32 protein-coding genes and 1 tRNA gene are annotated in these 25,738 nt (G+C 63.8%); 24 read left to right on the top strand and 9 right to left on the bottom strand.

Annotated elements, in window-relative coordinates; translation table 11 throughout:
* Window positions 1-65: 65 nt before the first annotated feature.
* A tRNA-Tyr gene (locus DV027_RS07155) sits at window positions 66-151 on the bottom strand.
* A 118-nt stretch (window positions 152-269) separates the two neighbouring features.
* Between DV027_RS07155 and rlmB the strand changes: the two genes are divergently transcribed.
* From rlmB to DV027_RS07095, 13 genes are all read left to right on the top strand, one after another.
* Window positions 270-1,100 (top strand): 23S rRNA (guanosine(2251)-2'-O)-methyltransferase RlmB, encoded by an 831-nt coding sequence (gene rlmB, locus DV027_RS07150; RefSeq protein WP_130731181.1) that lies wholly within the window; start codon window positions 270-272, stop codon window positions 1,098-1,100.
* Between the two features lie 253 nt (window positions 1,101-1,353).
* A complete protein-coding gene (locus DV027_RS07145) occupies window positions 1,354-3,498 on the top strand; it encodes an FUSC family protein (RefSeq protein WP_130731180.1) in 2,145 nt (714 codons plus the stop codon).
* A 118-nt stretch (window positions 3,499-3,616) separates the two neighbouring features.
* Window positions 3,617-3,967, top strand: a complete 351-nt coding sequence (locus DV027_RS07140; protein WP_130731179.1) for a RidA family protein — start codon at window positions 3,617-3,619, stop codon at window positions 3,965-3,967.
* Window positions 3,968-4,175: 208 nt separating this feature from the next.
* Window positions 4,176-5,177: an SDR family oxidoreductase gene (locus DV027_RS07135; protein ID WP_275100981.1), complete on the top strand. Its 1,002-nt coding sequence runs from the start codon at window positions 4,176-4,178 to the stop codon at window positions 5,175-5,177.
* A 313-nt stretch (window positions 5,178-5,490) separates the two neighbouring features.
* On the top strand, window positions 5,491-5,628 hold the full coding sequence (locus DV027_RS17460) for a hypothetical protein (protein ID WP_165399136.1): 138 nt from the start codon (window positions 5,491-5,493) through the stop codon (window positions 5,626-5,628).
* 167 nt (window positions 5,629-5,795) lie between these two features.
* On the top strand, window positions 5,796-6,233 hold the full coding sequence (locus DV027_RS07130) for a CHRD domain-containing protein (protein WP_130731178.1): 438 nt from the start codon (window positions 5,796-5,798) through the stop codon (window positions 6,231-6,233).
* Window positions 6,234-6,376: 143 nt separating this feature from the next.
* Window positions 6,377-6,901 carry a hypothetical protein gene (locus DV027_RS07125; protein WP_408884453.1) on the top strand — a complete coding sequence of 175 codons (525 nt, stop codon included), beginning with the start codon at window positions 6,377-6,379 and terminating at the stop codon, window positions 6,899-6,901.
* Between the two features lie 60 nt (window positions 6,902-6,961).
* Window positions 6,962-7,831, top strand: a complete 870-nt coding sequence (locus DV027_RS07120) for an aldose 1-epimerase family protein (protein WP_130731261.1) — start codon at window positions 6,962-6,964, stop codon at window positions 7,829-7,831.
* A 186-nt stretch (window positions 7,832-8,017) separates the two neighbouring features.
* Entirely contained in the window at window positions 8,018-8,245 is a 228-nt protein-coding gene (locus DV027_RS07115) for a hypothetical protein (RefSeq protein WP_207303441.1), read from the top strand.
* 114 nt (window positions 8,246-8,359) lie between these two features.
* Window positions 8,360-8,992, top strand: a complete 633-nt coding sequence (locus DV027_RS07110) for a hypothetical protein (protein WP_242621777.1) — start codon at window positions 8,360-8,362, stop codon at window positions 8,990-8,992.
* Between the two features lie 13 nt (window positions 8,993-9,005).
* A complete protein-coding gene (gene bluB, locus DV027_RS07105) occupies window positions 9,006-9,650 on the top strand; it encodes a 5,6-dimethylbenzimidazole synthase (protein ID WP_207303440.1) in 645 nt (214 codons plus the stop codon).
* A gap of 21 nt (window positions 9,651-9,671) precedes the next feature.
* On the top strand, window positions 9,672-10,172 hold the full coding sequence (locus DV027_RS07100) for a hypothetical protein (RefSeq protein ID WP_130731177.1): 501 nt from the start codon (window positions 9,672-9,674) through the stop codon (window positions 10,170-10,172).
* A 370-nt stretch (window positions 10,173-10,542) separates the two neighbouring features.
* The gene (locus tag DV027_RS07095) at window positions 10,543-11,130 is read left to right on the top strand and encodes a DedA family protein (RefSeq protein ID WP_130731176.1); all 588 of its coding nucleotides are present in this window, start codon (window positions 10,543-10,545) and stop codon (window positions 11,128-11,130) included.
* A 9-nt stretch (window positions 11,131-11,139) separates the two neighbouring features.
* Here DV027_RS07095 and DV027_RS07090 read toward each other — a convergent pair whose 3' ends face one another.
* Complete coding sequence (locus tag DV027_RS07090) at window positions 11,140-11,628, bottom strand: Rrf2 family transcriptional regulator (RefSeq protein ID WP_130731257.1); 489 nt, start codon at window positions 11,626-11,628, stop codon at window positions 11,140-11,142.
* Window positions 11,629-12,596: 968 nt separating this feature from the next.
* Between DV027_RS07090 and DV027_RS07085 the strand changes: the two genes are divergently transcribed.
* Window positions 12,597-13,856, top strand: coding sequence for a dicarboxylate/amino acid:cation symporter (locus tag DV027_RS07085; protein WP_130731175.1), 1,260 nt, complete (start codon window positions 12,597-12,599; stop codon window positions 13,854-13,856).
* 64 nt (window positions 13,857-13,920) lie between these two features.
* Here the strand turns inward: DV027_RS07085 and DV027_RS07080 are convergent, their stop codons facing one another.
* Entirely contained in the window at window positions 13,921-15,141 is a 1,221-nt protein-coding gene (locus tag DV027_RS07080; RefSeq protein ID WP_130731174.1) for an NADP-dependent isocitrate dehydrogenase, read from the bottom strand.
* A gap of 232 nt (window positions 15,142-15,373) precedes the next feature.
* Between DV027_RS07080 and DV027_RS07075 the strand changes: the two genes are divergently transcribed.
* A complete protein-coding gene (locus DV027_RS07075) occupies window positions 15,374-17,029 on the top strand; it encodes a phosphoethanolamine transferase (protein ID WP_130731173.1) in 1,656 nt (551 codons plus the stop codon).
* Between the two features lie 112 nt (window positions 17,030-17,141).
* Here DV027_RS07075 and DV027_RS07065 read toward each other — a convergent pair whose 3' ends face one another.
* Together DV027_RS07065 and DV027_RS07060 are read right to left on the bottom strand one after the other, a co-directional pair.
* Window positions 17,142-17,537: a hypothetical protein gene (locus DV027_RS07065; RefSeq protein WP_130731171.1), complete on the bottom strand. Its 396-nt coding sequence runs from the start codon at window positions 17,535-17,537 to the stop codon at window positions 17,142-17,144.
* 98 nt (window positions 17,538-17,635) lie between these two features.
* A complete protein-coding gene (locus tag DV027_RS07060; protein ID WP_242621776.1) occupies window positions 17,636-18,277 on the bottom strand; it encodes a GDSL-type esterase/lipase family protein in 642 nt (213 codons plus the stop codon).
* A 72-nt stretch (window positions 18,278-18,349) separates the two neighbouring features.
* Between DV027_RS07060 and DV027_RS07055 the strand changes: the two genes are divergently transcribed.
* The 4 genes from DV027_RS07055 (at window position 18,350) to DV027_RS17455 (ending at window position 20,764) form a co-directional block, all read left to right on the top strand.
* Complete coding sequence (locus DV027_RS07055; RefSeq protein WP_130731170.1) at window positions 18,350-19,432, top strand: restriction endonuclease; 1,083 nt, start codon at window positions 18,350-18,352, stop codon at window positions 19,430-19,432.
* A 320-nt stretch (window positions 19,433-19,752) separates the two neighbouring features.
* Window positions 19,753-19,956 (top strand): hypothetical protein, encoded by a 204-nt coding sequence (locus DV027_RS07050; protein WP_242621775.1) that lies wholly within the window; start codon window positions 19,753-19,755, stop codon window positions 19,954-19,956.
* 3 nt (window positions 19,957-19,959) lie between these two features.
* Entirely contained in the window at window positions 19,960-20,292 is a 333-nt protein-coding gene (locus DV027_RS07045) for a DMT family transporter (protein WP_130731169.1), read from the top strand.
* 82 nt (window positions 20,293-20,374) lie between these two features.
* Entirely contained in the window at window positions 20,375-20,764 is a 390-nt protein-coding gene (locus DV027_RS17455) for a hypothetical protein (RefSeq protein ID WP_165399134.1), read from the top strand.
* A gap of 284 nt (window positions 20,765-21,048) precedes the next feature.
* Here DV027_RS17455 and DV027_RS17450 read toward each other — a convergent pair whose 3' ends face one another.
* A complete protein-coding gene (locus DV027_RS17450) occupies window positions 21,049-21,225 on the bottom strand; it encodes a hypothetical protein (protein ID WP_165399133.1) in 177 nt (58 codons plus the stop codon).
* Between the two features lie 259 nt (window positions 21,226-21,484).
* Between DV027_RS17450 and DV027_RS07040 the strand changes: the two genes are divergently transcribed.
* Complete coding sequence (locus DV027_RS07040; protein ID WP_130731168.1) at window positions 21,485-21,955, top strand: phosphate-starvation-inducible PsiE family protein; 471 nt, start codon at window positions 21,485-21,487, stop codon at window positions 21,953-21,955.
* Between the two features lie 100 nt (window positions 21,956-22,055).
* Here DV027_RS07040 and DV027_RS17445 read toward each other — a convergent pair whose 3' ends face one another.
* Complete coding sequence (locus DV027_RS17445) at window positions 22,056-22,217, bottom strand: hypothetical protein (RefSeq protein ID WP_165399132.1); 162 nt, start codon at window positions 22,215-22,217, stop codon at window positions 22,056-22,058.
* A 179-nt stretch (window positions 22,218-22,396) separates the two neighbouring features.
* On the opposite strand from DV027_RS17445, the gene DV027_RS17440 reads away from it, so the two are divergent.
* A complete protein-coding gene (locus DV027_RS17440; RefSeq protein WP_165399131.1) occupies window positions 22,397-22,573 on the top strand; it encodes a hypothetical protein in 177 nt (58 codons plus the stop codon).
* A 374-nt stretch (window positions 22,574-22,947) separates the two neighbouring features.
* Window positions 22,948-23,139 carry a hypothetical protein gene (locus tag DV027_RS07035; protein ID WP_061273682.1) on the top strand — a complete coding sequence of 64 codons (192 nt, stop codon included), beginning with the start codon at window positions 22,948-22,950 and terminating at the stop codon, window positions 23,137-23,139.
* 32 nt (window positions 23,140-23,171) lie between these two features.
* On the opposite strand, the gene DV027_RS17435 is transcribed toward DV027_RS07035, so the two are convergent.
* Window positions 23,172-23,345, bottom strand: coding sequence for a hypothetical protein (locus DV027_RS17435; protein WP_165399130.1), 174 nt, complete (start codon window positions 23,343-23,345; stop codon window positions 23,172-23,174).
* A gap of 81 nt (window positions 23,346-23,426) precedes the next feature.
* Window positions 23,427-24,614: an aldose epimerase family protein gene (locus DV027_RS07030; protein ID WP_130731167.1), complete on the bottom strand. Its 1,188-nt coding sequence runs from the start codon at window positions 24,612-24,614 to the stop codon at window positions 23,427-23,429.
* A gap of 170 nt (window positions 24,615-24,784) precedes the next feature.
* Between DV027_RS07030 and DV027_RS07025 the strand changes: the two genes are divergently transcribed.
* Entirely contained in the window at window positions 24,785-25,222 is a 438-nt protein-coding gene (locus DV027_RS07025) for a surface-adhesin E family protein (protein ID WP_242621774.1), read from the top strand.
* A 95-nt stretch (window positions 25,223-25,317) separates the two neighbouring features.
* Complete coding sequence (locus tag DV027_RS07020; protein WP_130731166.1) at window positions 25,318-25,686, top strand: hypothetical protein; 369 nt, start codon at window positions 25,318-25,320, stop codon at window positions 25,684-25,686.
* The last annotated feature ends 52 nt before the right edge of the window (window positions 25,687-25,738 follow it).

Raw genomic sequence — 25,738 nt, 5'->3', positions numbered from 1 at the left:
AACACAAAAAGCGCCGGCGCGCCAGCGTTGTGATGCAGATTGCAGTCATTTTAAAAAAAGGAAAATGGTGGAGGGAGTTGGATTCGAACCAACGTAGGCGTACACCAGCGGATTTACAGTCCGCCCCCTTTAGCCACTCGGGCATCCCTCCAGGTTGGGCGGGTAAATACGGGGTATGCGGGGGGTAAGTCAAGGGTATGGGTGAAAAATTTGCGACAATTTTCGTTTGGGGGAATGACGCCGGTGCCCGTTGGGCTTAAAGAGCGATCATGAACATGCGCACATCCCGCCGCCGTGGCGCCTCGTCCGGGGCTCATTCCGCTTCTTCCGCCCGCGCCACACCTGAAAGGGGCGGCAGGCGGGGTGGTCGTGGGGCCGCATCGGCTCCACACGGCACATGCTGGCTGTATGGCCTGCATGCGGTTCAGGCCGCGCTTGAAAACCCGGCCCGCAAGCTGCGCCAGCTCCTGGTCACGGCGGAAGCGCAGGAAACCCTGGCGGCAAGGCTTGAAGGTGGCTTTCCCATCCAGGCCGTCCGCGCCGAGCGTGCCCAGCTTGATGCGCTGTGCGGCCCTGACGCCGTGCATCAGGGCATGGCCCTGCTGGCCGATATGCTGACCCCGCCCGACCTTGATACGGTGCTCGAGCAGCCCGGCCCGGTGCTGGTGCTCGATCAGGTGACCGACCCGCGCAACGTGGGCGCCATCCTGCGCTCGGCGGCGGCCTTTGGCGCGGTGGCGGTGGTGATGCAGGACCGCAACGCCCCTGACGAGACCGGCACGCTCGCACGCGCGGCCTCGGGCGCGCTCGAGATCGTGCCGCTGATCCGCGTGGTCAACCTCTCGCGCGTGCTTGATGCGCTCAAGGCGCGTGGCCTGTGGGTGGTGGGGCTTGATGCGGGCGGCGGCATTCTGGATGGTGCGGCCTTCCATCAGCGCCGGGTTGCCCTTGTGCTCGGCGCGGAGGGCGCGGGCCTGCGGCGGCTGACGCGCGAGCATTGTGATGAAATCGCGGGTCTGGCCATGAGCAGCCACATGGAAAGCCTCAACGTATCCAACGCTGCCGCCGTGGCGCTGTACGAGATGTTCCGCCACCGCTAAAGCTACAGGGAAAATGCAGCCTTTTTTAAATAAAGGCTGCACATGGAAGCCTGTATCCTTGCAGCCCCCTGCGCACGCGGCGCCATCGCCCGTAACGCCCGGCGAAAAGGCTGGGAAACATGAAAAACTATTTACGTTATAACATGTAGATTTGTGCCCCCGTTATTGCCATTGGGAGGGGCATGACACGATTACGTGAGAGGGGCATTGCGCCAGCCCGCAGCAGGTGGGGCAGGGAGCTGCGGCGCCAGGCATGACGGATGGCTTGCTGCGGCGGTTCCGCTGGCTTTACGCCCCGCGCCTTGCGGATTTCGGCTTTGCGCTGCGCACGACCATCGCCGCCCTGCTGGCCCTCGTGCTGGCGCTGTGGATGGAGATGGACGACCCGCAATGGGCCCCCATGACCACATGGATCGTGGCCCAGAATTCACGCGGGCAGAGCATGTCCAAGGCGCGGTGGCGGCTTTTGGGCACCTGCCTTGGCGCAGTGGCCGGTGTTGCGCTGATTGCCGCCATGCCGCAATCGGCGTGGCTGCTGTTTCCCGTGCTGGCCTTGTGGGTGGGGGTGTGCTGCGGGCTGGCCACCTTCCTGCGCAATTTCCATTCCTATGCGCTGGTGCTCATGGCCTTTACCAGCGGGCTGATTGCGCTGAACGCCGCCAATGCGCCGCATCAGGTGTTTGACATCGCGCTGTCGCGCTCGACCTACATCTTTGTGGGCATATTGTGCGAGAGCGCGCTGGCCGCCGTGTTCGCCCCCAGCCTGATTGACGTGGCCCGGCGCGAGATCGGCCAGAAAGTGGGCGCTGCCATAGGCCAGGCAGTACAGGCGCTCGGCAGCATGATGCAGGGGCACGAGGGGGCGTTCCTCAAGTCACGCACATTGCTGGGCTCGGTCTTTTCCGTATCGGACCAGATCGAATTCAGCGAGGTGGAGATGCAGCACCGCACCCGCGCGGGCGACCATGCGCGCGCAGCACTTGCCTCGATTGCGGTAGTGATGTCGCGCGGGCTGGGGCTGAGTGCGCGCATGCATGCCACGGGCGACCTGCCGTCTGCCTTCGTTACCCCGCTTGCACGCGCGCAGGCGCTGTTCGGCAACATTCAGGCGGCACTGGCGGGGCCGGACCCGCTGGCCGCCATTCCCGCCCTGCGCGCGCAGTTGCGCGACCTTGGGGCGGAATGCCGCCAGCAGCTCGTCAATGACATCATTGCCGTATCCGGCCCCACCCCGCCGGGCCGGGCGGCGGGGCAGCAGCATCTTGATGGCTACATCCTCAATGCCTCGCTTGGCGTGCTGCTGGTGCGGCTTGATGCGGCGCTGGCGCATCTGGCGGCAACACAGGTTGCGCCGGCGCATGACCACTTTCACTTCTCCATCCCCCCATGGCGCGACCGCACGGCGGCGTGGCATAACGGCATCCGTTCGGCGGTTGCGGTGCTTATGGGCGGGCTGGTGTGGGAGTGCACCGGCTGGCCCGATGGCGCGACCTTCGCCATGTTCGTGGTGGTGACCTGCAGCCGCTTTGCCGCCAATGAAAACCCGGTGCGCGACAGCATCGGCTTCCTGCGCGGGGCAGTATGGGCGGTGCTGGTCGCGGCCATCATCACCTTCCTGGTGCTGCCCGACCAGGCGGTGTGGGAGACGCTGGTGCTCTCGCTGTTCGTGCCCATGATGGTGGGCGGCCTTGCGCTGCGCGATGCGCGCACGGCGGGTACGGCAGCGCCCTATAACAACTTCCTGCCGTTCATGGTCTATCCGGGCAACCAGTCGCGGCTGGATGAACTGACCTTTTTCAACACCAACAGCGCGGTGGTGCTGGGCATCGGGTGCAGCGTGCTGGTGTTTCGCCTCGTGCTGCCTTTTGACCCCGATGCCGAGCGGTGGCGCATGCGCCGCCAGATCGTGCGCGACCTGCGCCGCATTGCCCTCGCTCCCGCCATACCTGACCCCGGCGCGTGGGTGAACCGGCTCACGACCGGCTTTGCCCGGCTGGTAAGGCACGCGACCACCATGTCCGATGCGCAGACCAATGCGTATCTGGATGGCGTGCTGTCGGCCATGACGGTGGGGCTGAACCTGATCCGCCTGCGCGGCCTGCTGGCCCGCGGCAGCCTGCCGCCCGCCGTGGTGGCTACGGTCGAGCGCACGCTTGCGGCCTTTGGCGCATGGAAGGGCGGCCCGCCGGTGGAGCTGGCCCGCATCGTGGCCGCGGCCCTTGCGCAGATGCGGGCTGCGGTGGATGGCGAGGTCAACCTGTCGCGCCGCCTCGATCTGGGGTGGAGCGTGGCCTATCTGGAAATACTGGTGCGTGAACTGCACATGAATGCCCGGTTTTTCGATGTGACGCGCCGCTTTCACCTGCCGCCTGATGGGGCGGCCAAGGGGCGCGCATAGACCAGGACAAAAGCTTCGGAAGACCATCGCTTTTTTGGAAAAAGGCGACATTCGAAAACTTTTATTATTTTGATAAGGTGTTATTTCTGGAAACTTGCAATAATAAGGAATTCGTTTCATGACCATCAAACGCCTGCAACCTGAAGAACGCCTCGCCGGGGCTGTCGTGCATGGTGGGCTTGTCTATCTTGCCGGGCAGGTTGCCGATGATGCCGACCTTGATGCCGAAGGCCAGACCGCCGACATCCTGCGCCAGATTGACGCCATCCTGGCCGAGGCCGGCACCAGCAAGGCAAACCTGATTTCGGTGCAGATCTTCCTGAGCGACATGAATGACATGGCAGCCATGAACCGTGCATGGGATGCCTGGCTCGATCCCGCCAGCAAGCCCGCCCGCGCCACGGTGGAGGCCCGCCTGGCCAACCCGAAATGGAAGGTCGAGATCACCGGCATCGCCGCCTTGGCCTGAAAAGGATAAAAGTTTTTGAGTGCCGCCTTTTTCAAAAAGGCGGCATCTTTCCATGTGCAACATATTGACCCGATAGGATTTCCACGAAGTCCTTTTGGCACCGGACGGTCACAAAACCCGCCCGGCATGCAACCGCGCGGCAGGCGCACTGTTTGATCTGTAGCCCCGGGGCCACAAGCGCCCCTGTTACAGATACGGAGCCTGCCCCATGCCAGATGACAGCCATATCGCCTCCTCCCGCCGCACCGTGCTGGCAGCAGCGGCGGGGCTTGTAACGGCAGCGGCGGCCTCAAGCCGGGCGCAGGCCGCCGAAATGGCCGCGCCCCGCCCGCCACTGGTCGACCCGGAAAACGCCTATCCCCGCCCGCCCTTTCCCGAGCAGTCACAGCCCTGGCCCGGCCTTGCGGGCAAGATGAACCCCCGCCCCGACCATGGCGAGACGAGCTACCGTGGCGCGGGCCGGCTGGCCGGGCGCAAGGCGCTGATCACCGGCGGTGATTCCGGCCTTGGGCGTGCCGCCGCCATTGCCTATGCCCGCGAGGGCGCGGACGTGGCCATAGCCTACCTGCCGCAGGAGGAACCCGATGCGCGCGAGGTCGTGGCCCTCATCCGCGAGGCCGGGCGCAAGGCGGTGGCCCTCCCCGGTGACCTGCGTGACAGCAGATATTGCGCCCAGCTTGTCCAGCGCGCGCATGATGAACTGGGCGGCCTGGACATACTGGTCAGCAACGCGGGCCGCCAGCGCCATCAGGCCAGCATTCTTGATATTACCGACGAACAGTTCGACGAAACCTTCCGCACCAATATCTATGCGCTGTTCCACCTGAGCAAGGCTGCCATTCCGCTCATGCCGCGCGGGGCCGCGATCATTGCCACGGCCTCGGTCAATGCGTTCAGCCCGTCCGAGATCCTGCTGGACTATTCCGCGACCAAGGGGGCCATTGTCGCCTTCGTCAAGTCGCTGGCCAAGCAGATGGTGCACAAGGGCATCCGCGTCAACGCTGTCGCCCCCGGCCCGTTCTGGACCGCGCTGCAGGTCAGTGGCGGGCAGACGGAGGAGAACATCCACAATTTCGGTGGCGAGACCCCGATGGGCCGGGCCGGGCAACCGGCGGAAATCGCGCCGATCTACGTGCTCCTGGCCTCATCTGAGGCCAGCTACATCACCGGGCAGGTCTATGCGGCCTCGGGCGGCACGGGGGTTGGCTGAACCCTTGCGCTGTGCTGCGCGCGGTGGCACAGCACAGGCATGCGCATGATCATTCCTGCCCTGCTGATGCTGCTTGGTGTCGCGGCGTGTTACTTCGCCATTGGCATGATTACCGATGCCGGGCGGTTCATATCGGATTCCCATCCGTGGTGACACGCGCCTTCATGAAAGGGTATTTTAAAACAACGCCTTGATAAAAATTTTTGGTGAAGCTTTTTTCAAAAAGGCGGCACCCAAAAACTTTCATCATTTCAAGGCATGATCGGGCCTGCCTTTTCAGGCAATCTCCTGATGGTAAAAGAGGGATGACAGGATGACTGATCACGATGTCACCACGCCGGGCCTTAAGGGGCTGTTATGGCCCCGCCGCAGCCTGTGCTACCGCCGCCTTGCCGGATGGCTCATCCCCGACATGCGCTGGATGGAGCGGCCCCGCCCGCTGGATATCTGAAAAAAAAGCGCCATCAGGATTAAGTATCTGGCAACATCATGGCCCTACAGGGATTTGTGTTGCGCTGCCCGGGGGTTCATGCATGTGATACGCATTCACGTTACGCATATCCCATAAAAACCGGAAACAAGGCATGCGGGCCACCCCCCCGCACTGGAGTCAGAGAGATGATCCGTTTTTCCGCCCTGCCGGCCCTCGTCGTGGCCAGTGTTGCCTTCGCCTCGCCCGCGCTGGCGTCGGTCGTGCGTCTTGAAGGGCATTTTGCAGGCGAACATGGTGCGACATCCCACCCCGAGGGCAAGGTCGAGGCCGCGCTGAACACGCGCACCAACCTCGTGAAGTATGTCATTACATGGAGCGGCCTGAGCGGCCCGGTCACGGCGGCGCATTTCCATGGCCCCGCCCCGGCAGGCGAGGAAGCGGGCGTGCTCGTGCCCATTCCCGGCCCCTATAAGCCAGGCCAGCACGGTTCGGTGCTGCTCTCGGCCGAGCAGGCGCAGGCGCTGCAGAACGGGCAGGTTTACGTCAACCTGCACACCGCTGCCCTGCCCAATGGCGAGGCCCGCGCCCAGATCGAGCGCCTGACCCCGCCTGCCAGGCCGTAAAGCCGGGCCGCCTGGCATAAAGTCCATGATAGGGTTTGCATGGCTGCTATTTGTGCGGCACTGTTGGCGTTACGGCATGGAAGCCATGCCAATCCTTCATGGAGCCGGGCGACACATATCGCCAGAAGTCAGGGAGTTTGCTTTTGCGCCTAGCATATGTGGCCGCTACCGCGGCTGTTATATCCCTGTCCGGTTTTGGTCCGCTGTGCGCCCATGCCCGCGCGGCGGATGCGCTTGGTGACCATACGGGAACGATCACCTTTGCCATTTCGGCGGCGGATGTCGGGGCAGGTGTATCATGGGGCAAGGGCGTGCTGACCTTCGAGGGGCATGACTATCCCTTCCGCATCCGGGGTGGCTCGGGGGCTGCCATCGGTTTTTCGCGCACCAGGGCGGTGGGCACCGTCTATAACCTGTATCGCGTGTCCGATATCGAGGGCACGTACTGGTCCGTGCAGGGCGAGGCCACGATGGGGGCGGGCAAGGGCGGTGCCGTCATGGAAAACAATAACGGCATCTATATCAAGTTCACCTCAACCAGCAGCGGCGCGCGGCTTGCCTTCTCGGTCGAGCGCCTGACCATTCGGCTCAACCCCGGCACCACGCCGCCCGCGCAGCAGCCTGCCGCAGCACCCGCTCCGGCCACCAGCCCTGCATCACGCCAATAGGCAGGCGGCACCCTGATCGTGCATGGTAGCTTCATCATGAAACCTGATGGAGCCGCCAGCATGACCGAGAATACCCATAGTTTTGGCGATGGCCGCCTTGCTGCCAGCGTGCACGCCAAGGGGGCCGAACTGTGCGCCCTGCGCGCGGGCGGGCGCGACCTGCTGTGGGGCGGCGGCGCGCCGTGGCAGCGGCAGTCGCCGGTGCTGTTCCCCATCGTGGGGCGGCTGGTCGAGGATACCGCCTGGGTGGAGGGCAGGCCCTACCGCATGACCCAGCATGGCTTTGCGCGCGACTGCACCTTCCGCTGGCTCGCGCGTGACGAGACCGGCTGCCGCCTCGAACTCGTCGATACGGACGAGACGCGCAAAATGTTCCCCTTCGCCTTCAGCCTCGTCATCGAATACCGGATCGAGCACGGCACCCTGTCGGTGCGCTACTGCGTGACCAACCCCGATGGCGCGCGCGTGCTGCCCGCCTCGCTTGGCGCGCACCCCGCCTTCATCTGGCCGCTCGCCCCCGATGTGCCCAAGAACCGGCATGTCATTACCTTTGATGCGCCCGAGCCTGCCCCCATCCGCCGCCTGCAAGGCGGCCTGCTGCTGCCCGAAGCCCTGCCAACCCCGATCAGGGGCCGCACGCTGGCGCTTGACGAGGCCCTGTTTGCGCCGGACGCGCTGATTCTCGACCAGCTGGCCAGCCATGGCCTGACCTACCACATCCCCGATGGGCCGGGCCTGCGGCTGACATGGGAGGGCTTTCCCTATCTGGGCCTGTGGATGAAGCCGGGCGGTGATTTCCTGTGCATCGAGCCCTGGCACGGCATTGCAAGCCCGGTGGGGTTCAGTGGTGAATTTTCCACCCGCCCGGGTGTGTTCCACCTTCAGTCGGGGCAGGAATGGCGGGCTGGCTGGCAGGTTGGCTGCATCTGAGCGCTGCGGCCTCCGGCGGGTGTATTTTCCGCGCAACACCCGCCGGAATAAGCCTTGCGAAAACAGCATGGATCGGCCCGTAAATCTGCGAAAATATCGGATGTGCAAGGCGTTGGTTGCGGCGTAGTAGAGCAACAGGAGCAGCATGCGGCAGTATCGCCCGCTAGGCTCACGGGAAACGCCTTGATGCGTAGTTTTTCTCCTGTCCCCGCCGTGGGATTTTCCCCGTCTTCCCCCTCCCTCCCGATCCGTTCCTTCCGCCAGCGCGTGAGTGCGTGGGTGGGTGCGGCCTATCGCAAGCAGGGGATGATGCTGCTCGCCACGCTGCCCAGCGTGGCCGTGCCCTCGGGCTGCCATTGCGGCATGGAAGGTAGCCCCTCGCTGCTCGCGCTGCGCGGGTGGGACCGGGCCTGAAACTGCTGCCTGCGGGCAGGCCAGTCCTGTGATATTGTATATGGCGGCGCATCACGGTGTGCCGCCATATTCATAACTGCCGCATGGCGCGGGCGAACAGGAAGGCACAGGGCGATGCACAGGCGCATGTTGAACTGCATGGGGGGAATTGGCCTTGCCATGCTGGCGCATGGGGGCACTGCCGGGGCGGCGACAACGGCCTTCAACAAGATGCCGGATTACGAGAAATTCGGCATTACGGTTTCCTCCGCCTACCATGTGCGGCGCTGCGAGGTGACGGTGCGCGTCAATCCCGCCCGTTTTGCCCAGAGTGCGGGCGCGCTGGAAAACGAAGGCATTCTCGATAACGCCACGACCGACCTCATCAACAAGCGGCCCGAATACTATATCGGCCAGGCCATGCACGAGATCGTGCCGACCATCATCTACCATACCTTCCTGCGCTATACCGATGCGGCGACGTGCCGGTTCATGTTCCGCAACCGGGCGGGGCAGGATGATGCGCTGTATGGCTATGCCGTGTCCGAGCCGACCTTCCTCAGCTTTGTCGTGCGCAGCCACACCATGACGCAGGTGGACTGGTACAAGGCCAGTTTTGACGAGATCAAGGAAGTCTCGGCCCAGTTCAGTGAAGACCCCGCCTACGCCACGCCCGCAATCCAGGAGGAAGGCATTCCCCCGGCGGCCGCCACGGGCCTGCCCGGTGCGGGTGATGAGGGGCCGGGGGTGACAGACGGGCTGCGATGAACCACAAACAGGCATGACCACTACCCCGCCGGAATTTCCATCGCCCTTCATGGACCAGTTGCGCGACCTGCTGCGCTGGCGGCGTGATGTGCGCCATTTCCGCCCCGACCCGGTGCCCGAATCCGTGCTCGATGACCTGCTGCGCACCGCCTGCCTTGCGCCCTCGGTCGGGCTGAGCGAGCCGTGGCGCTTCGTGCGCGTGGATGATCCGGCCCGGCGGGCTGCGGTCCGGGCTGATTTTGCCCGCTGCAACGAAGCTGCCCTGGCCGACCGTGACGGGCCGGATGCCCTGCGCTACGCGCGGCTGAAACTGGCCGGGCTGGATGATGCGCCCCACCATGTGGCCGTGTTCTCCCACCCCGATCCCGCCCAGGGGCGCGGACTGGGGCGGGCGACCATGCCGCAGACCACCACCTGGTCCACCGTCATGGCCATCCATACGTTCTGGCTGGCGGCGACCGCGGCAGGGGTGGGGGTGGGCTGGGTCTCGATCATCGACCCCGGGCGGGTTGCGGCCGTGCTGGAGATGGACCCCGCACTCGAACTCGTGGCCTATCTGTGCGTGGGCTACCCGGCGGCTCCCGCCAGCACCCCCGAACTCGAGCGGCGCGGCTGGGAACGCCGCGCGCCCGAGCGGCGGCAGTGGATCCGGCGTTAGGCGGCAGGCGGGGCGTTACCCATGCGTGCCAATGAGCGGATGCTGCGCACCCTGGCCCGGGTGCCTGCCCATGCCACGCTGCGGGTGGCGCGTCGTTTCGCCCCGGTGCTGGATGCGGGCATTGTAAACGAAGGGGAATACACGTACCTGGCCTATTGCCGCGCACGCACGGCCCTGCCCGCGGGCAAGGCCAGCCCTGATGGGACGGGGCGGGAATGCTGGGTCAATTCCCTGCATGTGGAAGACTGGTACCGGACCCATGTGCTGCTGGCCGCCCTTGGGTTTTCCGATGCGGTTTTTGCGTTATGGGAGAAGCAGCAGGGCAGGGGTGATGGCCTCGTGTGCCTGATCTCGAAAAGCCGGGTGGCGGGCAGCGCGCGGCAGGCCGTTGTGTGGAAGATGCACCGCCCTGGCCACGACTGGCTGGCCGAAGATCTGTCCGGTTATGATGATGCGGTGCTGGAGCTGGCATCACGCGCTGACATCGCCTTTGTAAAGGAGCGGCTCTGCTTGCGTGCATGAGGGGCAGGCATGCCAGGTAAGGGCCAACGCTGCCGGTTCTTGTGTATTCATGGCGCGGTTACATGGGGCTGGCCCGTATCACGGGGCCGGTATTATGGGCCATCTTAACGGATGGTTGAAAAAACGGGTGGCAGATATTCGTTAAATCCGGTTTTGCCTTGCGCCTGTTTCACCCATTGTACCGACCGGATTCCAGGCCGGGGGTACAGGCACCTTGCGGCTTTGTATCGCGTATCTGGTCCGGGCATGCCCTGTCTATGTTCCGCTAAGAAATCATGATGACCTGCCCGGCACGGAGGACTGAACGCTGCTGCATCATTTCGAATACCTGTTCCAGCATTATGGCTATGGGGTCATTACGTTCATTGTCATGCTGGAAAGCATGGGCCTGCCGCTGCCTGCCGAGACGCTGATCATTTCCGCCTCCGTCTATTGTGCCGCCACCCATCGGCTCGATATCCGCTGGGTGGCCCTTGCCGCCGTGATGGGCGCCGTCATTGGCGATAATATCGGTTACATGATCGGGCGCAGGGTGGGGCTGCCGCTGCTGCAGAAATATGGCAGCCGCATCAAGCTTACGCCGCAGAGGCTGCTGCTTGGCCGCTTCCTGTTCCGCCACCATGGCAGTGGCATCGTGTTTTTCGGGCGTTTTATCGCCCTGCTGCGTGTTTTCGTGGCGCTGCTGGCCGGCGCCAACCACATGCCCTGGCCGCGTTTCATGATCTTTAATGCGCTGGGTGGGCTGTGCTGGGCAGGGGGGTACGCCACCGGGGCGTATTACCTGGGCCGCAAGGTCACGCAGGTATCGGGGCCCGCGAGTATCGGGCTTGGCCTTGCGGTTGCGGTGGGGCTTGTGGCGAGTGCCGTGTTCCTGCGCCGCAATGAACAGCGCCTGACCGCGCAGGCCCTGCGTGAGGCCGAGGCGGAAAATGCGGGGGGCGGAACACAGGCCGCCTGACCGTTATGGTCAGGCGCTTTTGGCCAATGGCTGCTGTGTCTGTTGCACCTGGGCCGGGCCGGGCAGGCGTGCGAGCAGATGCGGGCGTTCATGATCTGGCAGCAGGTCGGCCAGTGTTGTTGCGTCCAGCACGCTCATGAAGGCGCCCAGCGCGATAGAGAGCACGCCGCGCAGCTTGCACATCTCCGAAAGGATGCAGCAGCTGCCATCGGCGTGGCTGGGTTCGCAATGGACCAGTTGCAGGTCATCCTCGGTCTGGCGCACGACATCGCCAATGCGGATATCCTCGGGGGGATGGCCAAGGATCAGGCCACCGCCACGACCGCGCCGCGCATCAACCAGCCCAAGGCGCGACAGCCGGTGGATGACCTTGACAAGGTGATTCTCGGAAATGTCATACGCGCTGGCGATCTCATGGATCGAGACACGCCTGTCGGCATGCAATCCCATGTATAATAGCGTGCGTAAGGCATAATCGGTGTGCAGGGTCAGGCGCATACCGATAGCTAGCATGGCGTGAATGAGCAGAAACAGACCTCTATAAATTGCATAATGAATGCATATTAATGGGCTAAATCCCCTCCAACCCTTGGTTTTGGGGCCTTGATTGCGCTTAAAGGCGACAAATTCGGTGCTATAGTATCACGACAATGTGATTGAAGTAACAGATAACCGCCATCATCCTGCCTCTATCCTCACAAGCGATTCCGGTTTGTGCGCCAGCATGGAAAAAGCCCTGTTTTCCAGAATTTAATATCGTATTTTCAATGACTTAATAGCTTAAGTCTCTCGTTGCGCTTCCTGCCCGGGTGGGAAAAGGGAGGGAGGCTGACACACGATTTCATCATGCGAGTGATTAGGGTGAGCAATAAGCATCGGCGTCAGTGGTGGCAGGAGGTGCGTTTCCATGCGCCGGACCGGGGCCTAGCAGGGACCCGCATGCGCGCTGCGGCATTGAGATAATATTAAAAAAACTAAGGAAAACCACCAGAAAACAGGCACAGACTGCTGAACCCCACCATCCGCGTGGCAGGGATTCCTGCACGCCCGTAGTCTTGCCTGTCATGTGATCTGCATCTTGAAATGCGATTCGCACCACTTTTGCGCGCGCCTGATGCGTACCATCCCGCCTGATCCGTGGTGATACATCTGGCCTGGGGGCCATAAGCCTTCCCGGCCAGTGGCTGGCCATCCTGCACGCATGTCCGTCCGCCTTATTCCGCCTTTCCCGTCCTGGTGCGCCCTTGGGTCAAGGAGGAGATAATGCATCAGGTGCATAATTTCACAGGAACATCCCTATAATCGCATTCTGTCCAGAAAGGTAGGGGGTATGGGTATAACAGTTTTTTTATGCTGCCCTGCCTGCACGCCGACCAGAGGGGTGTTGCACGCCTACCTTGCAAAACCGGGGGGGCGTGCGTTACTTGCGGCGTTATCTTCTGATGAATGGCAGCAGGATTGTTGATTTGGCCAAGCCCGTAAAACGTAATGCCAGCGGGCGCACGCGCGCCATTGTGGTCGCGCTGCTGCTGGGTGTGGTCGTGGGGCTGGGCCTGCATGCGGCGGGCCCGGCTGCGGCCGAGGCCGCCACCCGCTGCGCAACCCTGCTGACGGGGCTGTTCCTGCGGCTTGTGCGCATGATCATTGCCCCGCTGGTTTTTGCCACCCTTGTGTCGGGCATTGGCAGCCTTGGCGATGGCACGCAGGTGATGCGCATTGGCGGGCGTATCCTGCTGTGGTTCATCGTCGCCTCCTTCCTGTCGCTCGTGACCGGCCTGCTGGCCGCCAACCTGCTCCAGCCCGGCATAGGCTTTACCGTGCCGCAGGGCCTGGGCGATACGGGCCTGGCGCATGCGCATTTCGATCCGGTCGAGTTCGTGCTGCATGTGGTGCCCACCAGCATTTTTGATGCCATGGGCCGCAACGACATTTTGCAGATCGTGGTGTTCTCTGTCCTGTTTGGCCTGGCCCTGCCCGCGGCCGGCAAGGGGGCGCAGCGCATGATCCTGCCCTGGACCGCCGAACTCGCCCGCATCATGCTGCGCATGACCGATATGGTGATGTATGCCGCCCCCGTGGCCGTGTTCGGCTCGGTCATGGGCAGCGTGGCCCATAGCGGCGTTGGCATCCTGGGCATGTTTGGCGTGTTCCTGTGCAAGTTCTACGGCACGCTGGGCGTGCTGTGGGTGCTGCTGACCACCATGACCTTCTGCGTGCTGGGCAGGCGCGTGTTCGCACTGGCGAAGCTGCTGATCCAGCCCATCCTGCTTGGCTTCGCCACCGCGAGCAGCGAGGCCGTCTACCCGCTGCTGGTCGAGCGGCTGGAGCTGTTTGGCGTGCCCGACCGCATCAGCGGCTTCGTGCTGCCGCTGGGCTACAGCTTCAACCTTGATGGCTCGGTGCTGTTCCAGTCCTTCGGCGCGCTGTTCATTGCGCAGGCCTATGGCATCCACATCCCCGTAGGCCAGCAGATCGCGATGGTGCTGGTGATGATGCTGAGCAGCAAGGGCATTGCGGGCGTGCCGCGTGCCGCCCTTGTCACGCTGGCGGCCGTCATGCCGCAGTTCGGCCTGCCCGAGGCGGGGCTGGCGCTGATCCTGGGCATTGACCACTTTCTCGACATGGCGCGCACGGCCACCAATGTGCTGGGCAATGGCTACGCCGCCGCCGTCGCGGCCCGGTGGGAAGGCGAACTGGCCGATCACGCGCTGGAGGAGGGGGCGTAACCCCGGCAAAGATTAAAAAGAATGCCGCCTTTTTGAAAAAAGGCGGCACCCGGAAACTTCTGTTTTATGCCTTGGCCAGTGCCGCGCGCAGCTTTTCGTCCAGCACGTCAAGGAAAGGCTGGGTATCAAGCCATTTCGTGTCCTTGCCCACCAGCAGGGCGAGATCCTTGGTCATCTGGCCGCCCTCCACCGTCTCGATGCATACGCGCTCGAGCGTATGGGCGAAGTGGGTGACATCGGGCGTGTCATCGAATTTGCCGCGATAGGCCAGGCCGCGCGTCCAGGCGAAGATCGAGGCGATGGGGTTGGTGCTGGTGGGCCGCCCCTTCTGGTGCTCGCGGAAATGGCGGGTCACGGTGCCGTGGGCCGCTTCCGCCTCCACCACGTCGCCCGTGGGGTTGAGCAGCACCGAGGTCATCAGGCCAAGGCTGCCGAAGCCCTGGGCCACGATGTCGCTTTCCACGTCGCCATCATAGTTCTTGCACGCCCAGACATAGCCGCCCTTCCACTTCAGCGCGCAGGCCACCATGTCATCGATCAGGCGATGCTCGTAGGTCAGGCCCAGCTTTTCAAACTCGGCCTTGAACTCACGCTCGTACACTTCCTGGAACACATCCTTGAACATGCCGTCATAGGCCTTGAGGATGGTGTTCTTGGTGGACAGGTAGACCGGCAGCCTGCGGTCGCGCCCATAGGCCAGCGAGGCGCGGGCAAACCCCTCGATCGAGGCGCGGGTGTTGTGCATGCCAAGGGCCACGCCAGGCCCCTTGAAGTCATGCACGTCCAGCACCTGCTCGGGGCCGCCATCGGCCGGGGTGTAGCGCAGCGTGACCTTGCCGGGGCCGGGAATGCGCGTTTCGGCCGCGCGGTAGATGTCGCCATAGGCATGGCGGCCGATCACGATGGGCTGGGTCCAGTGCGGCACGAGGCGCGGCACGTTGGTGCAGATGATCGGCTCGCGGAAGATGGTGCCATCAAGGATGTTGCGGATGGTGCCATTGGGCGAGCGCCACATCTTTTTCAGGCCAAACTCCTTCACCCGGTCCTCGTCGGGGGTGATGGTGGCGCATTTCACGCCCACGCCGTAGCGGCGCACGGCCTCGGCGGCGTCCACGGTCACGCGGTCATCGGTTTCGTCGCGGTGGGTGATGCCGAGGTCATAATATTTCAGGTCGATGTCGAGATAGGGCAGGATCAGCCGCTCGCGGATGAAATGCCAGATGATGCGGGTCATCTCGTCGCCATCCATCTCGACAACGGGATTTTTGACCTTGATCTTTGCCATGGTACGTCTGTGTGCCTTTGTTGAATCTGGTTTTTTTGAAGGGTGTTTTCTTGTGGCGCCCGTCTGCGCGGGCCCTCCCGGCGGCCCGCATTATTAGGCGCGTGCCCGGACGATAAAAAGCATTGCCGCATGCCGGTTCGTTCACAAACGTGCCAGCCCCGCGGCGCTGGGCCGTTTGCCGCCATTGCGCGCGGGTCTACCCGCCTGTGTGCGCCCGTGGCATGAAGGGGCAATGAACAGGCTCCCCCCTCCGCGCAGGTTTCTGCATCGGTCGCGCTCATGGCGGCAGGCATGGCCCGATGCGCTGCTGGGGCTGATGGCCGGCCTGGCACTGCTGCCCGCCTGCACGGCGTTGCAGGGCATTGCGCGCGCGCTCATGCTGTGGGGGGTGATCGCACTCGCCTGCAACAGCAGGCGGGTGCTGCTGGCGGCCTTGCTGCCTGCCGTCGTGCTGCTGCCGGGGGCTGTGTATTACATCCATATCAGCGGCGTGCCGCCGGGTTATCCGTTATGGCTGATCCTGTTCTACTGCTCGGTGCCGGTGGTGATGGGCTATGTCGCCCCGGTGCTGCCATGGCTGTGTGCGTGGGCGGTGCTGTGGTCGGGGCTGGCCGCCCTTTACCTGTCGCGCCCGCGCGGGGTGGTGGTGCCGTGGCCGGGCCGGTGGCGTCTGGGCGCGGTGGCGGTGCTGGTGACGGTGCTGGTGGTGCCCGTGATGCGGCTGTGGCACAGCCTGCCCCCCACCCGTGCGGGCACGGAGAACCCGCTGGTGGCCATCCATGCCCATTTCGACCGTGCCTGGCCGTGGAGCCTGCTGACCGGCTATGCGGCAGCAAGGCGCGAGACATGGCGCGTAACCGCCATGGCGCGGCGCATCAGCCATGAGCCGGTCGAGTTTCTCACCCCGCCCGCACCCGGTGCGCGGCAGGTGATCGTGCTGGTCATTGGCGAGAGCGCGCGCCGCGACCACCATCACGGCTTTGGCTACGCCCTGCCCACCACGCCTGAAATGGACCACCTGCCCGGCCTGCTGCGCTTTGACAATGTGGTTACGCCCTTTGACTACACGGTGGGTGCCGTGCCGGTCATCCTGTCAGGCTATGACCGGCTGCGGCCGGGGTCCGTGCCGGGGCATGACCTTGTCTCGGTGTTCAATGCGGCGGGGTTCGATACGTGGTGGATCAGCAACCACCCCCGCCTTGGCCCGTATGACAGCGTGATCGGCGCCTATTCGGAGCAGGCGCACCATATCGCCTATACCACCGTGCGGGGCGGCGTGATGGGCCGCCCCGTGCTTGATGAACAGATGCTGCCCGTGTTCGATCAGGCCATTGCCGGGGCGAAGGGGCCGGTGCTGGTCGTGCTGCACCTGTTTGGCAGCCACGAGAATGCGGCGGATCGCGCCCCTCCAGGCTTCGCCCATCTGGGCAGCGCCTATGACAACAGCATCGCCTATACCGACCATATCCTTGCCCGCGTGCAGGCCAGCCTGCAGGCGCATGGGGGTGAAGCCGCCCTGTTCTACGTGCCGGACCATGGGGTGCGGGTAAATGAATGCTCAGGCGGCATCCCCGCGCATGGCGATGTGCGTGCAGCCTATGAGGTGCCGCTCTATTTCTGGGCCTCGCCTGGCTGGCAGGCTGCCCACGCCCCGGCCATGCAGGCCGCGCGCGCCAATGTGCATGCGCCGTTTACGCTGGCCAGCATGCCCGCCAGCGTGCTTGAGGCGGCGGGGCTGGCCTATGCGGGGCTGGATCGCAGCCTGTCGGTGCTGTCAGCCGACCCCGCCCGCCCGCGCCGGATCGTGCATGGCGATAGTGCCGCCAACCAGAACGTGGATTACGACCACAGCCATGACGACCAGAGCTGTCATATCACACGCGATTAACCGGTTATGACCAAAGAAGTTTTTGGTGAAGCGTTTTTCAAAAAGCTTCGAGAGAGCGCCGCCTTTTTGAAAAAAGGCGGCACCCAAAAACTTTTAACTTTTTTCAGGCCTTTTACTTGCCGTTGGGGTGGTCCTTGCGCCATGCGTCATAGCGGCGCTTGTCCAGGCAGTAGGCCAGGTCACGATAGAGCTGGATGTGGCGGATGTGCGTGACGTCCTCCTGGCAGCCGATCTTGTCGCTGTCCTTGTATTCCTCCCACGCGGGTTGCAGCACCAGGGCGCGTTCCTTTTCCGCCGTGACACAGGCATTGGTCACCTCGTCGCCAAACTCGGTGGTGCAGTCATCCACTATCGGATAGGCGGGAAAGGTCAGCGCGGGGGCGGGAAGCTGCACCTCGGGGCGGATGTAGAGCGAATTCAGTTCCGCCTCGGGCACGTCGGCGCGGGCGGCGGGCACGCAGGCTACGGCCAGCGTGCCCAGCAGGGCACAGGTGATGATCTTGTTCATGTCTGTATGCCTTCATTCGAAAAAGCGCGGCATGGGGCTGCGCGCCTTATGTGGCCATAATGCCGGTTCCTGCCAAGGGGAATGGGGATATGCGTTTTCTATGGCGGTGCGGCCATCAGATCCCGCCAGGCAAGCCAGTCCCGCACGAGCCGGGCCAGCACGTCGTAGCCTGCCCCGCCGGGGTGCAGCCCATCACCCCGGGCAATCCCGCCACACCATGCGGCGCTGCCCAGCAACGGCGCCCAGACGGACAGGAAGGGCACGCCAGCCCGGCTGCATGATGCCGCCATGGCCTGCTCCAGCACGCGGGTGCGCTGGTCGGGGCCGGGCCGCCCCACGGGCGGGGGGCCGATCATCAGGGTTGGCCATCTGCTGCGGGCCTGGTGCAGGATCCGTTCGGTGGCGTGCAGGCTGTCGGCGTGGGCAAGCCGGGGTTGGCCTGCGGCATCGGGCATGACGTCATTGGCCCCGAAGGACAGGACAATGCCGCCATCATCGCGCCCGTGCAGCCGCGCCTGCGCTTCAGCCTGCCAGCGCAGCGCAATGTCGTGGCTGGTCTGGCCCCTTACGCCAAGGTTGTAGAGGGTGAGGTCGTGCCCGGCCTGCCGCTCGCATGCGCAAAGCCGACCGGCCCAGCCCTGGCAGGTTTCATCGCCCGTTCCCGTGACGTAGCTGTCACCGATAAAGCAGAGTCGCATGCGGGCATGATAGGCCCGGGCCTTGGGCGAAGGCACTGGCATTTCTCTACTTTCTTATTTTGTTCTCACGTTTTAGACTGGTTGTGCCACGAATGCAGGGGAGCAGGAATACAAATGCGGGTAGGCATCGCGCCATGGTTGGGCTTGTGGCTTCTACTGGCCCCCGTAGCCGCGCTGGCAGCCCCCACCTCCTATCAGGTCGCGCCTGATGCCATTGGGTGCACGCAGGCGGCCAGCCTGCGCCGGGTAGCGGAACTGCCGCTTTCCATGCCTGCCGCGGCCTACGGGCAGGCGCTGGCCCAGTTGCATTGCCAGCGCGCTGACGGGGCGGGAACATGGCAGTTACTGGGCACGCGCGATGATGGCGCCGTGGTGCGGTTGCGCGCCCTGCCGGTGCGGCGGGGGAGCGCGCCCCTGTATTTTGCCGCCAGTGCCGTGCGTGTAGCGGGTGCCGCGCCCACAGCACTGCCATCGGGGGTGTGGCGGCTTGTGCTGGCGGGCGGTGTGGCGGTGCTGTTGTGGCCCGTGCTGCGCTATGGCGCGCGATGGTGGCGGCGCAGGCGGGCGTGGCAGTTGTGCGGGCAACTGGTGCGCCGCCATGCCGAGGCCCTGCGCATCCGCCGCAGGCAACTGGTGCAGTTCAACAGTTATGGGGTGGAGCGCACCACGAAGTGGGAGCGCGAGCAGGCCGAATTCGTCAAGACAATCATCCAGCCCGCCCTGCGCGGCAGAAAGCTGGCGGGTCTGTGGCCAGCCCTTGCCCGGCCCGTGCTGGCGCTGGTCGATCAGGTGGCGCGTCAGGCCCCTTCGGGCAGCGAACCCACCGATGGCTTTTCACCCGACATGGACCCCATCGCCTATGAGCGGTACTGCGCCGCCCGCCTGCGGGGCTGTGGCTGGGATGCCCATGCCACCCCGCCGGGCGGTGACCAGGGAGCGGATGTCATTGCCGTGCATGGTCCTGTCAGGCTGGTGGTGCAGTGCAAGCTGTACCGCAACGCGGTGGGCAACGAGGCCGTGCAGCAGATTGCAGCCGCCCGCCTGTATTACCACGCCGATGTGGCGGCCGTGGTCTCGAATGCGGATTACACGATTCCGGCGCGGCAGCTTGCGCGCTCCAACAACGTGTTCCTGCTGCACCACGATGAACTGCCCGCCTTTGCCGCCCGGCTGGCGCGGGCGCGCAAGAAGGCATGACGGACATATTGTGTCATAACATGACACGGGCCCGCCTACCTGCTCGCGCGCCCCATCCTGCGGGTGAGGTGCTCAGTCCTTTGCAGGCTGGGAAACTGTGGGAGAAGGCCGGTTGCGCGTGCTCAGCCGGACCGTAATCAGCAGATGGGCGATCATACGTGCAGAGTTGCTCATGGATCATACCTCCTATCCTCTTCATACATGAATCGTTTCGTAAAAGCGAAGGTTTCCTGGAAACTGGTTCCATTTTGTGCCGCGGTTGCGCCGCAGGGCGGCCATCCCCATCTACAGGCAGGAACGAAACAGGACAGGATCAGGGCTTGAGACGACATCGTGTGATGCTGGACGGGCGTGAGCTCTATGCTGGCGCGCAATGGACGCACGTGCAGCGCTTTGCCGCCGCCCTGCAGGCCAGGGGGCAGGACGCCGTGGCGATTCGCGATGAAACACCCCCGCCGCCGCGCGCGCCACGCGCCCGCCTGCGCGGCCTGCCCCCGCGCGCCACGCCACCCGCAGGGGATTGAGTGGTGGCGTATTGTTATCTGGTCATCGCCATCGTGGCGGAGGTTACGGCAACATTCTGCCTGACCCTGTCCAGCGGCTTTACGCGGCTGGGTCCATCATGCGTGACGGTGGTGGGGTATGGGGTGGCGTTCTATGCGCTGTCGCTGGCATTGCGGGTTATTCCCACCGGCGTGGCCTATGCCATCTGGTCAGGTATTGGCACGGTGCTCATTACACTGGTCTGCCGCGTGGTGCTGGGGCAGAAGCTCGATCTGGCCGCCATTGCGGGCATGGCCCTGATCGTGTGTGGCGTGCTGGTCATGAACCTGCTTTCAGGGGCAGGGCAGCACGGATAAGGGCCTGGGGCGCAGCTTTTTTGCAAAAAGCGTTGATGAAGGCGGTCCGTTAAAAAAGGCTGGCTCCGCAGGGAGCCAGCCCATGTCACGCTCAGCGGCGGTGACCTCCACCAAAGCCATGCCCGCCGCCGCCGGGTCCGCCAGGGCCACCGGCCCCATGCCCGCCGCCACCCGGACCACCACCGCCAGGACCACGGCCCGGCCCGCCGCCATGATCGCCGCGCGGCCCGCCGCCCATGAAGGGGCCACCGCCACCACCCCGGCGCGGACCGCCAAAGCCGCCGCCACGGGGCCCACGGGGCCCGCCACCGCGCCCTATGTATTCCGGCGCGCCGCCATAATAATCGCCATACCCATTATAGTAGCCGCCGTAACCGTAGCCGCCATATCCACCATATCCGCCATAATAGCCGCCGCGCGGGCCGTCCACGCAGGCGCTCAGGCCACTGGCTACAGCCAGTACGCAGAGTGATCGGGTCAGTTTTTTCATGGGGCAAATCGTCCTTATTGTCATTGCGGGGGCAGGGTCTGGGCCTGCGGGGCGCTATGAATGCACTAAGGCGACTGTTCCGGTCTTTTCACGCGCATGCAAGGGCGTGGGGAAACCGTGGTTCCGTTTTTTCACAGAAAGGGGTTCTGGGCGAAGTTTTTTTCAAAAATCTTCAGAAAACACGACTTTCTTCCCTCCTTTCCCGCTATGTGGAAGGAGGGTGGCCGGGAGGAGAAGGTCTGGCCTTCCCGTCCCGGCCTGCCTGCTTATTTCAGGCCGTCGGCCTTGGCGAGTTCCTTGACGCGGCGCAGCAGCGAGGTTGCGTAGTCTTCCGCTTCCATCTTGGAGCTGAACCCGGCAATGCTGCCGGTCAGGCCACCGATGTTGATCTCAAGCGCGAATTTGCCCTGTGCGTCGGGTCCGGTCGGTACGGCTTTGCTCATGATGGCATCCTATTCTTCATGGTGTGTATCAGGGACACACGGCGGTGTCCGTTCCACCATAGATGGGGTGGCGCGGGCCCGTCATCCAGACCCGTCCCTGCATGGCAGGATGCCGCGACGCAATCTTGACATGGCGGCGGTTGATACAGGGGTCCTGCCGCCGGTTTTGCACAGCCAGGGGTAAGCTTGTTACAAGGGCTGCCTTTCATGGCGCGGCATGACTGCCGTCAGCACCCCCAGCCAGGAGACTGCCCCGCATATGATGAAACGCCTGCCCGGTTTCTTTCAGATGGCCCGCCTGTTCGACCTGTTCGAGGAGGGGGTGATGCTCATCCTGACCCTGCTGATCGTGGTGATCGCGGGCACCTCGCTTGTGCATGTGGTGGTGGCGGTGGGGCGCATGGTGCTGACCTCGGGGCTGAACCCGACCAGCCCGGAGGTGCTGCAGGGCATTTTCGGCATGTTCTTTACCGTGCTGATTGCCCTTGAGTTCAAGCATTCCATTCTGGTGCTGCCCGATGCGCAGCCGCACAGCATGATCCGCATGCGCTCGGTGCTGCTGATCGGCATGCTGGCCACGGTGCGCAAGTTCATCGTCATCGACCTCAAGGAAGTCGATGTGATGGAGCTGCTGGCCCTGTCGGCCGCCGTACTGTCGCTGGGCATTGTCTACTGGCTGGTGCGCGCGCCCACGCCCGGTGTCACGGCACCCACCACGCCTGAAGAGTAGAAGAATAAAAGTTTTTCGGTGCCGCCTTTTTTTAAAAGGCGGCGTTTTTTACGAAGCTTTTTGAAAAAGGCTTCACCAGGAACTTTTATCTTTTCAGGTCTTATTTTGCGCGGGCAAGGTCGTCTTCAAGCTTTTTCATGCGTGCAGCAAGCGCATGGGCATGCTCGGGGCGGTCCTTCAGCGCGATGGCGTGGTCGCGGCGTACCTGCTCGAGTTCACGCTCGAGATCGGTGTTGGACGGTATGCGATGGTCTGCAGACATGAACGGGCTCCATAAAAAAAGGTGGTTTCCGTTCATGTCGGAATGGATTGGGGCTGGCACAACCTGTTTTTTGCGCGGATGTGGTATGCCGTGGCGGATCAGTGGCTTGCAGCGCGCAGGGGCGCTGGCATGATGCGCGTCAGGATTTCAACGCGCATGAGGGAAAGGAGTAAGGGCTGATGGATTTCAAGGACGGCGATATCGTGGTGGTGAAGGATGATGCTGCGGTCAGGCCCGAGCAGCGCGGCTTCAAGGGCGCCATCGTGGAGATGATAGAAAACGGGCAGGTGCGCGTGCGCAATGACAAAACCGGCAATGATGCCTGGTTTTCGGCCAGCGACCTGCGCCACGAATGACGGGGCTGCGGTCAGTCTCCATCCCACAGGCGCAGGAAGGCGTATGGATAGGCCATGCAGGTCCGCATCAGATCCATCATGCGGCCAGGCCATTCGGCGCCAGGCGCGGGGGCTGTCAGTATCTGCATGGCCGTGCTCCTTGAATGCTTTTGCACAGGAAGGTGGGCCTAAGGGGCCAGCCCGTTATCCCTGTAACGAAATGCAAGCATGAAAGCGGTCGGGGCGGGTATCACATCTGCATGAGTGATGCGCCGTTGCGCGGCAGGCGCATTGCCGCCGCGCATGCCGGGTTTGGACGGTTGCGCCCACATGGTGATAGAAGTACGAAAACCGGCTACGCCGGGAACCGGACTGACAGACAGCGAAGAGATTTGATGAACCGCGGCAAGATTGTGAAATGGGGGACCATCGTGTCCCTGCTGCTGATGATGGGCAGCGTGGGCGTGCTGGTGCGCGGCATGACGGCTGACGGCATTGGCCCCATCTCATGGATGGTGGCCGAGGGACTTGCGGGGCTGGGCCTGCTGGGGCTGGGGATCATCAACATAAGCGGCGGGCGCGACTGAGCGCCCGCCAGGGCGCCGGGCCTGGCCGCCCCTCAGTTACCCATGCCGGGGCCACCTGAGCCGCCCGGTCCGTCATCGGGCGAGTCCTGGCCGGGCGAGCCGGTCATGCCGCCCACGCCGCCACTCTGGTCGGCATCGCTGGGCGGGTGGCCGGACTGGCAGGCTGCCAGCGTTGCGAGAAGCAGCAGAACGGTAATTTTTTTCATTGAGGGTTTGCGTCCTTCGATCACGATATGGCGAGGTATGTAAGGATATTGGTGCCGGAATCAAAGCCTTTCCCCGTATCTTTAAGGGGTGGAGGCTGAAACCGGTTCCACGCCAAGGCGGTAGATGGTTGTTTCATCATATGTCTGGCCGGGGCGCAGTTCGATCGAAGGGAAGTCCGGGTGGTTGGGGCTGTCGGGGTAATGCTGGGTTTCAAGCGCTATGCCGTCGCCCTGCCGGTAGGTGCGGCCTGAAGGCCCGGCATAGGCGCCATCAAGGGAATTGGCCGTATAGACCTGCATGCCGGGCTGGGTGGTCAGCACCTCGAGCACCCGGCCCGATGCCGGGTCGCGCAACCGGGCCGCAGGCACCGGTGTTGCGGCATGGGCGGGGTTGATGACCCAGTTCTGGTCATAGCCGTGGGCATGAAGCATCTGGGGCATGCTGTCGCGCAGGCGGGCGCCGATGCGCTGTGGCGTGCGGAAATCAAGCGCCGTGCCCGCCACGGGAGCGATGGTGCCGAGCGGCAGCGCGTTGGCATCGGTGGGCGTGTAGGCATCGGCATTGAGCTGGAGCACATGGTTTTCCACCGTGCCGCTGCCTTCGCCGCCCAGGTTGAAATAGCTGTGGTTGGTCAGGTTGACGACCGTGGGCCGGTCCGTCGTAGCGCGGTAGTGCAGCGAAAGCTCATTGCGCGTGTTGAGCGCGAAGGTGACATGCGTGGTCAGCGTGCCGGGAAAACCTTCCTGCCCGTCGGGGCTGACGAGCTTCAGGGTTACGCTGGCGGCATCTGCGGCAAGCTCCGTGCCCTCCACGGTCCACACCTGTTTGTCAAACCCCCGTCGGCCGCCATGCAGCGCGGTCGTGCCCTTGGTGGGGGGAATATGGTAGCGCTGGCCTTCCAGCATGAAGGTGCCGTGGGCAATGCGGTTGGCCACGCGCCCGACCGTTGCCCCAAAGAACAGGCCGCCGCGGGCACTGTCCATCGTGTAGCCCGCCAGCGTGGGGAAGCCCAGCACCACGTCATCGACATGGCCGGTGCGGTCTGGCGCCTCAAGGGCGGAAATGATGGCCCCATAGCTCAGCACCTGCACGCGCATGCCGTGCGCATTGGCCAGGGTGAAGCGCTCCACCTCCTGCCCGTCGGGCGTTGCGCCAAATGGCGCGCGGACCAAAGTGGGCGCGGGCAAAGGCTGCGCCAGGGCCGGGCTGGCCAAGAGCAGGGTGGCCGCGAACAGGGCGGCGTTCATGCGTGAAAAAAGGGCCTGCATGGCGGCTTCCTGTCAGCGCGAAGCGATATGCGACGTGTTTGCGGGTGGTTTGTCTTGCCGCTACTGGCATGATCCTGCAAAACAGTCTCGTGATGTGGGGTCTGGCATGCATGGACATCGCACATGCATATGAAAGGGAGACAATGGGATACAGGGTAGTGTTGGCAGTGATGGCCGGAGGACTCGCCTGTGCTGGCCTGGCGGGCGGCGCGCGGGCGGCACTGGCGCAGGAAGCTGTCTCCCCCGCCCCGCACGTGGCGGCGAACCTGCAGAAACTGCCGCCGTACCAGAACAAGGTGAACGAATATATCGACCTTGCCTCGGTGCAGGCGCGTGGCACCCATTCCTCTGCCACGTTCATCCAGGATTTTGACGAGGACATGATCCGCCACGGGCTGCCTTTTGCCTCGGTGCGGTTTTCCGTCGTCTATAACTGCGCGGGCGATACCTATCGCACAATGGCCTATTCCACCTGGTCGGGGCACATGGGCACGGGGCACCGTATTGCCGATGGTCCGGTGCCGCGTGGCGAAATGACGGTCGACCCCTCCCTGCGCGACGGACGCCGCATTGCCTGCGGCAAGGCCACGCATGGCGAGGGGGAGTGAGTCTCCATCCCTGTGGATAAAACGGTAAATAATGTGGATAAACGGGTGGACGGGCCACGGGCTTACGCACCACATGGCTTAGGGAACAGATAAAAATGAGCGATCAGGCGGTTGTGGATAGTCATGTGATTGACGCTGTGGCGACGGCGCTGGAGGGGAACGCGGCACCCCCGGCCCTTACCCCCGCCGCGCGCGAGCAGGCGCGCGCCTTCATGCAGCGGCTGGAGCGGCAGGGCCTGAGTGTGACCCCGGCAGGCAGTGATTCCGCCCTGCGCCTGATTTCAGACGGGTTTATCGACCTGTTCTCGAACGAGGACCGCAAGCTGAAATACGGCTCCCTTCTTGTGCTGTTCGTGGTGCTGGTCGTGCTTTACGTGCAGCCGCTGGTCATTCTGTTCGGGTTGCTGCTGAGCGGCGTGATCTTTTTCATACAGGCGCTGCGGCGCGACAATACGGCGAACTGACAGGTCAACGCCTGTGCTACGGGCAGGTTGCATGGCTGTAACCGCCGCAGCT

Origin of the sequence: Komagataeibacter xylinus, from assembly GCF_004302915.1 — a bacterium.
Lineage (GTDB): Bacteria > Pseudomonadota > Alphaproteobacteria > Acetobacterales > Acetobacteraceae > Komagataeibacter > Komagataeibacter xylinus_C.
This window is presented reverse-complemented; position numbering and strand designations above follow the sequence as displayed.

Excerpts from the sequence above, each read along its gene's own strand:
- rlmB (WP_130731181.1), top strand. The coding sequence starts at position 270 with ATGAACATGCGCACATCCCGCCGCCGTGGCGCCTCGTCCGGGGCTCAT.
- DV027_RS07145 (WP_130731180.1), top strand. The coding sequence starts at position 1,354 with ATGACGGATGGCTTGCTGCGGCGGTTCCGCTGGCTTTACGCCCCGCGC.
- DV027_RS07140 (WP_130731179.1), top strand. The coding sequence starts at position 3,617 with ATGACCATCAAACGCCTGCAACCTGAAGAACGCCTCGCCGGGGCTGTC.
- DV027_RS07135 (WP_275100981.1), top strand. The coding sequence starts at position 4,176 with ATGCCAGATGACAGCCATATCGCCTCCTCCCGCCGCACCGTGCTGGCA.
- DV027_RS17460 (WP_165399136.1), top strand. The coding sequence starts at position 5,491 with ATGACTGATCACGATGTCACCACGCCGGGCCTTAAGGGGCTGTTATGG.
- DV027_RS07130 (WP_130731178.1), top strand. The coding sequence starts at position 5,796 with ATGATCCGTTTTTCCGCCCTGCCGGCCCTCGTCGTGGCCAGTGTTGCC.
- DV027_RS07120 (WP_130731261.1), top strand. The coding sequence starts at position 6,962 with ATGACCGAGAATACCCATAGTTTTGGCGATGGCCGCCTTGCTGCCAGC.
- DV027_RS07115 (WP_207303441.1), top strand. The coding sequence starts at position 8,018 with ATGCGTAGTTTTTCTCCTGTCCCCGCCGTGGGATTTTCCCCGTCTTCC.
- DV027_RS07110 (WP_242621777.1), top strand. The coding sequence starts at position 8,360 with ATGCACAGGCGCATGTTGAACTGCATGGGGGGAATTGGCCTTGCCATG.
- bluB (WP_207303440.1), top strand. The coding sequence starts at position 9,006 with ATGACCACTACCCCGCCGGAATTTCCATCGCCCTTCATGGACCAGTTG.
- DV027_RS07100 (WP_130731177.1), top strand. The coding sequence starts at position 9,672 with ATGCGTGCCAATGAGCGGATGCTGCGCACCCTGGCCCGGGTGCCTGCC.
- DV027_RS07095 (WP_130731176.1), top strand. The coding sequence starts at position 10,543 with ATGCTGGAAAGCATGGGCCTGCCGCTGCCTGCCGAGACGCTGATCATT.
- DV027_RS07090 (WP_130731257.1), bottom strand. The coding sequence starts at position 11,628 with ATGCGCCTGACCCTGCACACCGATTATGCCTTACGCACGCTATTATAC.
- DV027_RS07080 (WP_130731174.1), bottom strand. The coding sequence starts at position 15,141 with ATGGCAAAGATCAAGGTCAAAAATCCCGTTGTCGAGATGGATGGCGAC.
- DV027_RS07075 (WP_130731173.1), top strand. The coding sequence starts at position 15,374 with ATGAACAGGCTCCCCCCTCCGCGCAGGTTTCTGCATCGGTCGCGCTCA.
- DV027_RS07065 (WP_130731171.1), bottom strand. The coding sequence starts at position 17,537 with ATGAACAAGATCATCACCTGTGCCCTGCTGGGCACGCTGGCCGTAGCC.
- DV027_RS07060 (WP_242621776.1), bottom strand. The coding sequence starts at position 18,277 with ATGCCAGTGCCTTCGCCCAAGGCCCGGGCCTATCATGCCCGCATGCGA.
- DV027_RS07055 (WP_130731170.1), top strand. The coding sequence starts at position 18,350 with ATGCGGGTAGGCATCGCGCCATGGTTGGGCTTGTGGCTTCTACTGGCC.
- DV027_RS17455 (WP_165399134.1), top strand. The coding sequence starts at position 20,375 with ATGTCACGCTCAGCGGCGGTGACCTCCACCAAAGCCATGCCCGCCGCC.
- DV027_RS17450 (WP_165399133.1), bottom strand. The coding sequence starts at position 21,225 with ATGAGCAAAGCCGTACCGACCGGACCCGACGCACAGGGCAAATTCGCG.
- DV027_RS07040 (WP_130731168.1), top strand. The coding sequence starts at position 21,485 with ATGATGAAACGCCTGCCCGGTTTCTTTCAGATGGCCCGCCTGTTCGAC.
- DV027_RS17445 (WP_165399132.1), bottom strand. The coding sequence starts at position 22,217 with ATGTCTGCAGACCATCGCATACCGTCCAACACCGATCTCGAGCGTGAA.
- DV027_RS17440 (WP_165399131.1), top strand. The coding sequence starts at position 22,397 with ATGGATTTCAAGGACGGCGATATCGTGGTGGTGAAGGATGATGCTGCG.
- DV027_RS07035 (WP_061273682.1), top strand. The coding sequence starts at position 22,948 with ATGAACCGCGGCAAGATTGTGAAATGGGGGACCATCGTGTCCCTGCTG.
- DV027_RS17435 (WP_165399130.1), bottom strand. The coding sequence starts at position 23,345 with ATGAAAAAAATTACCGTTCTGCTGCTTCTCGCAACGCTGGCAGCCTGC.
- DV027_RS07030 (WP_130731167.1), bottom strand. The coding sequence starts at position 24,614 with ATGCAGGCCCTTTTTTCACGCATGAACGCCGCCCTGTTCGCGGCCACC.
- DV027_RS07025 (WP_242621774.1), top strand. The coding sequence starts at position 24,785 with ATGGCCGGAGGACTCGCCTGTGCTGGCCTGGCGGGCGGCGCGCGGGCG.
- DV027_RS07020 (WP_130731166.1), top strand. The coding sequence starts at position 25,318 with ATGAGCGATCAGGCGGTTGTGGATAGTCATGTGATTGACGCTGTGGCG.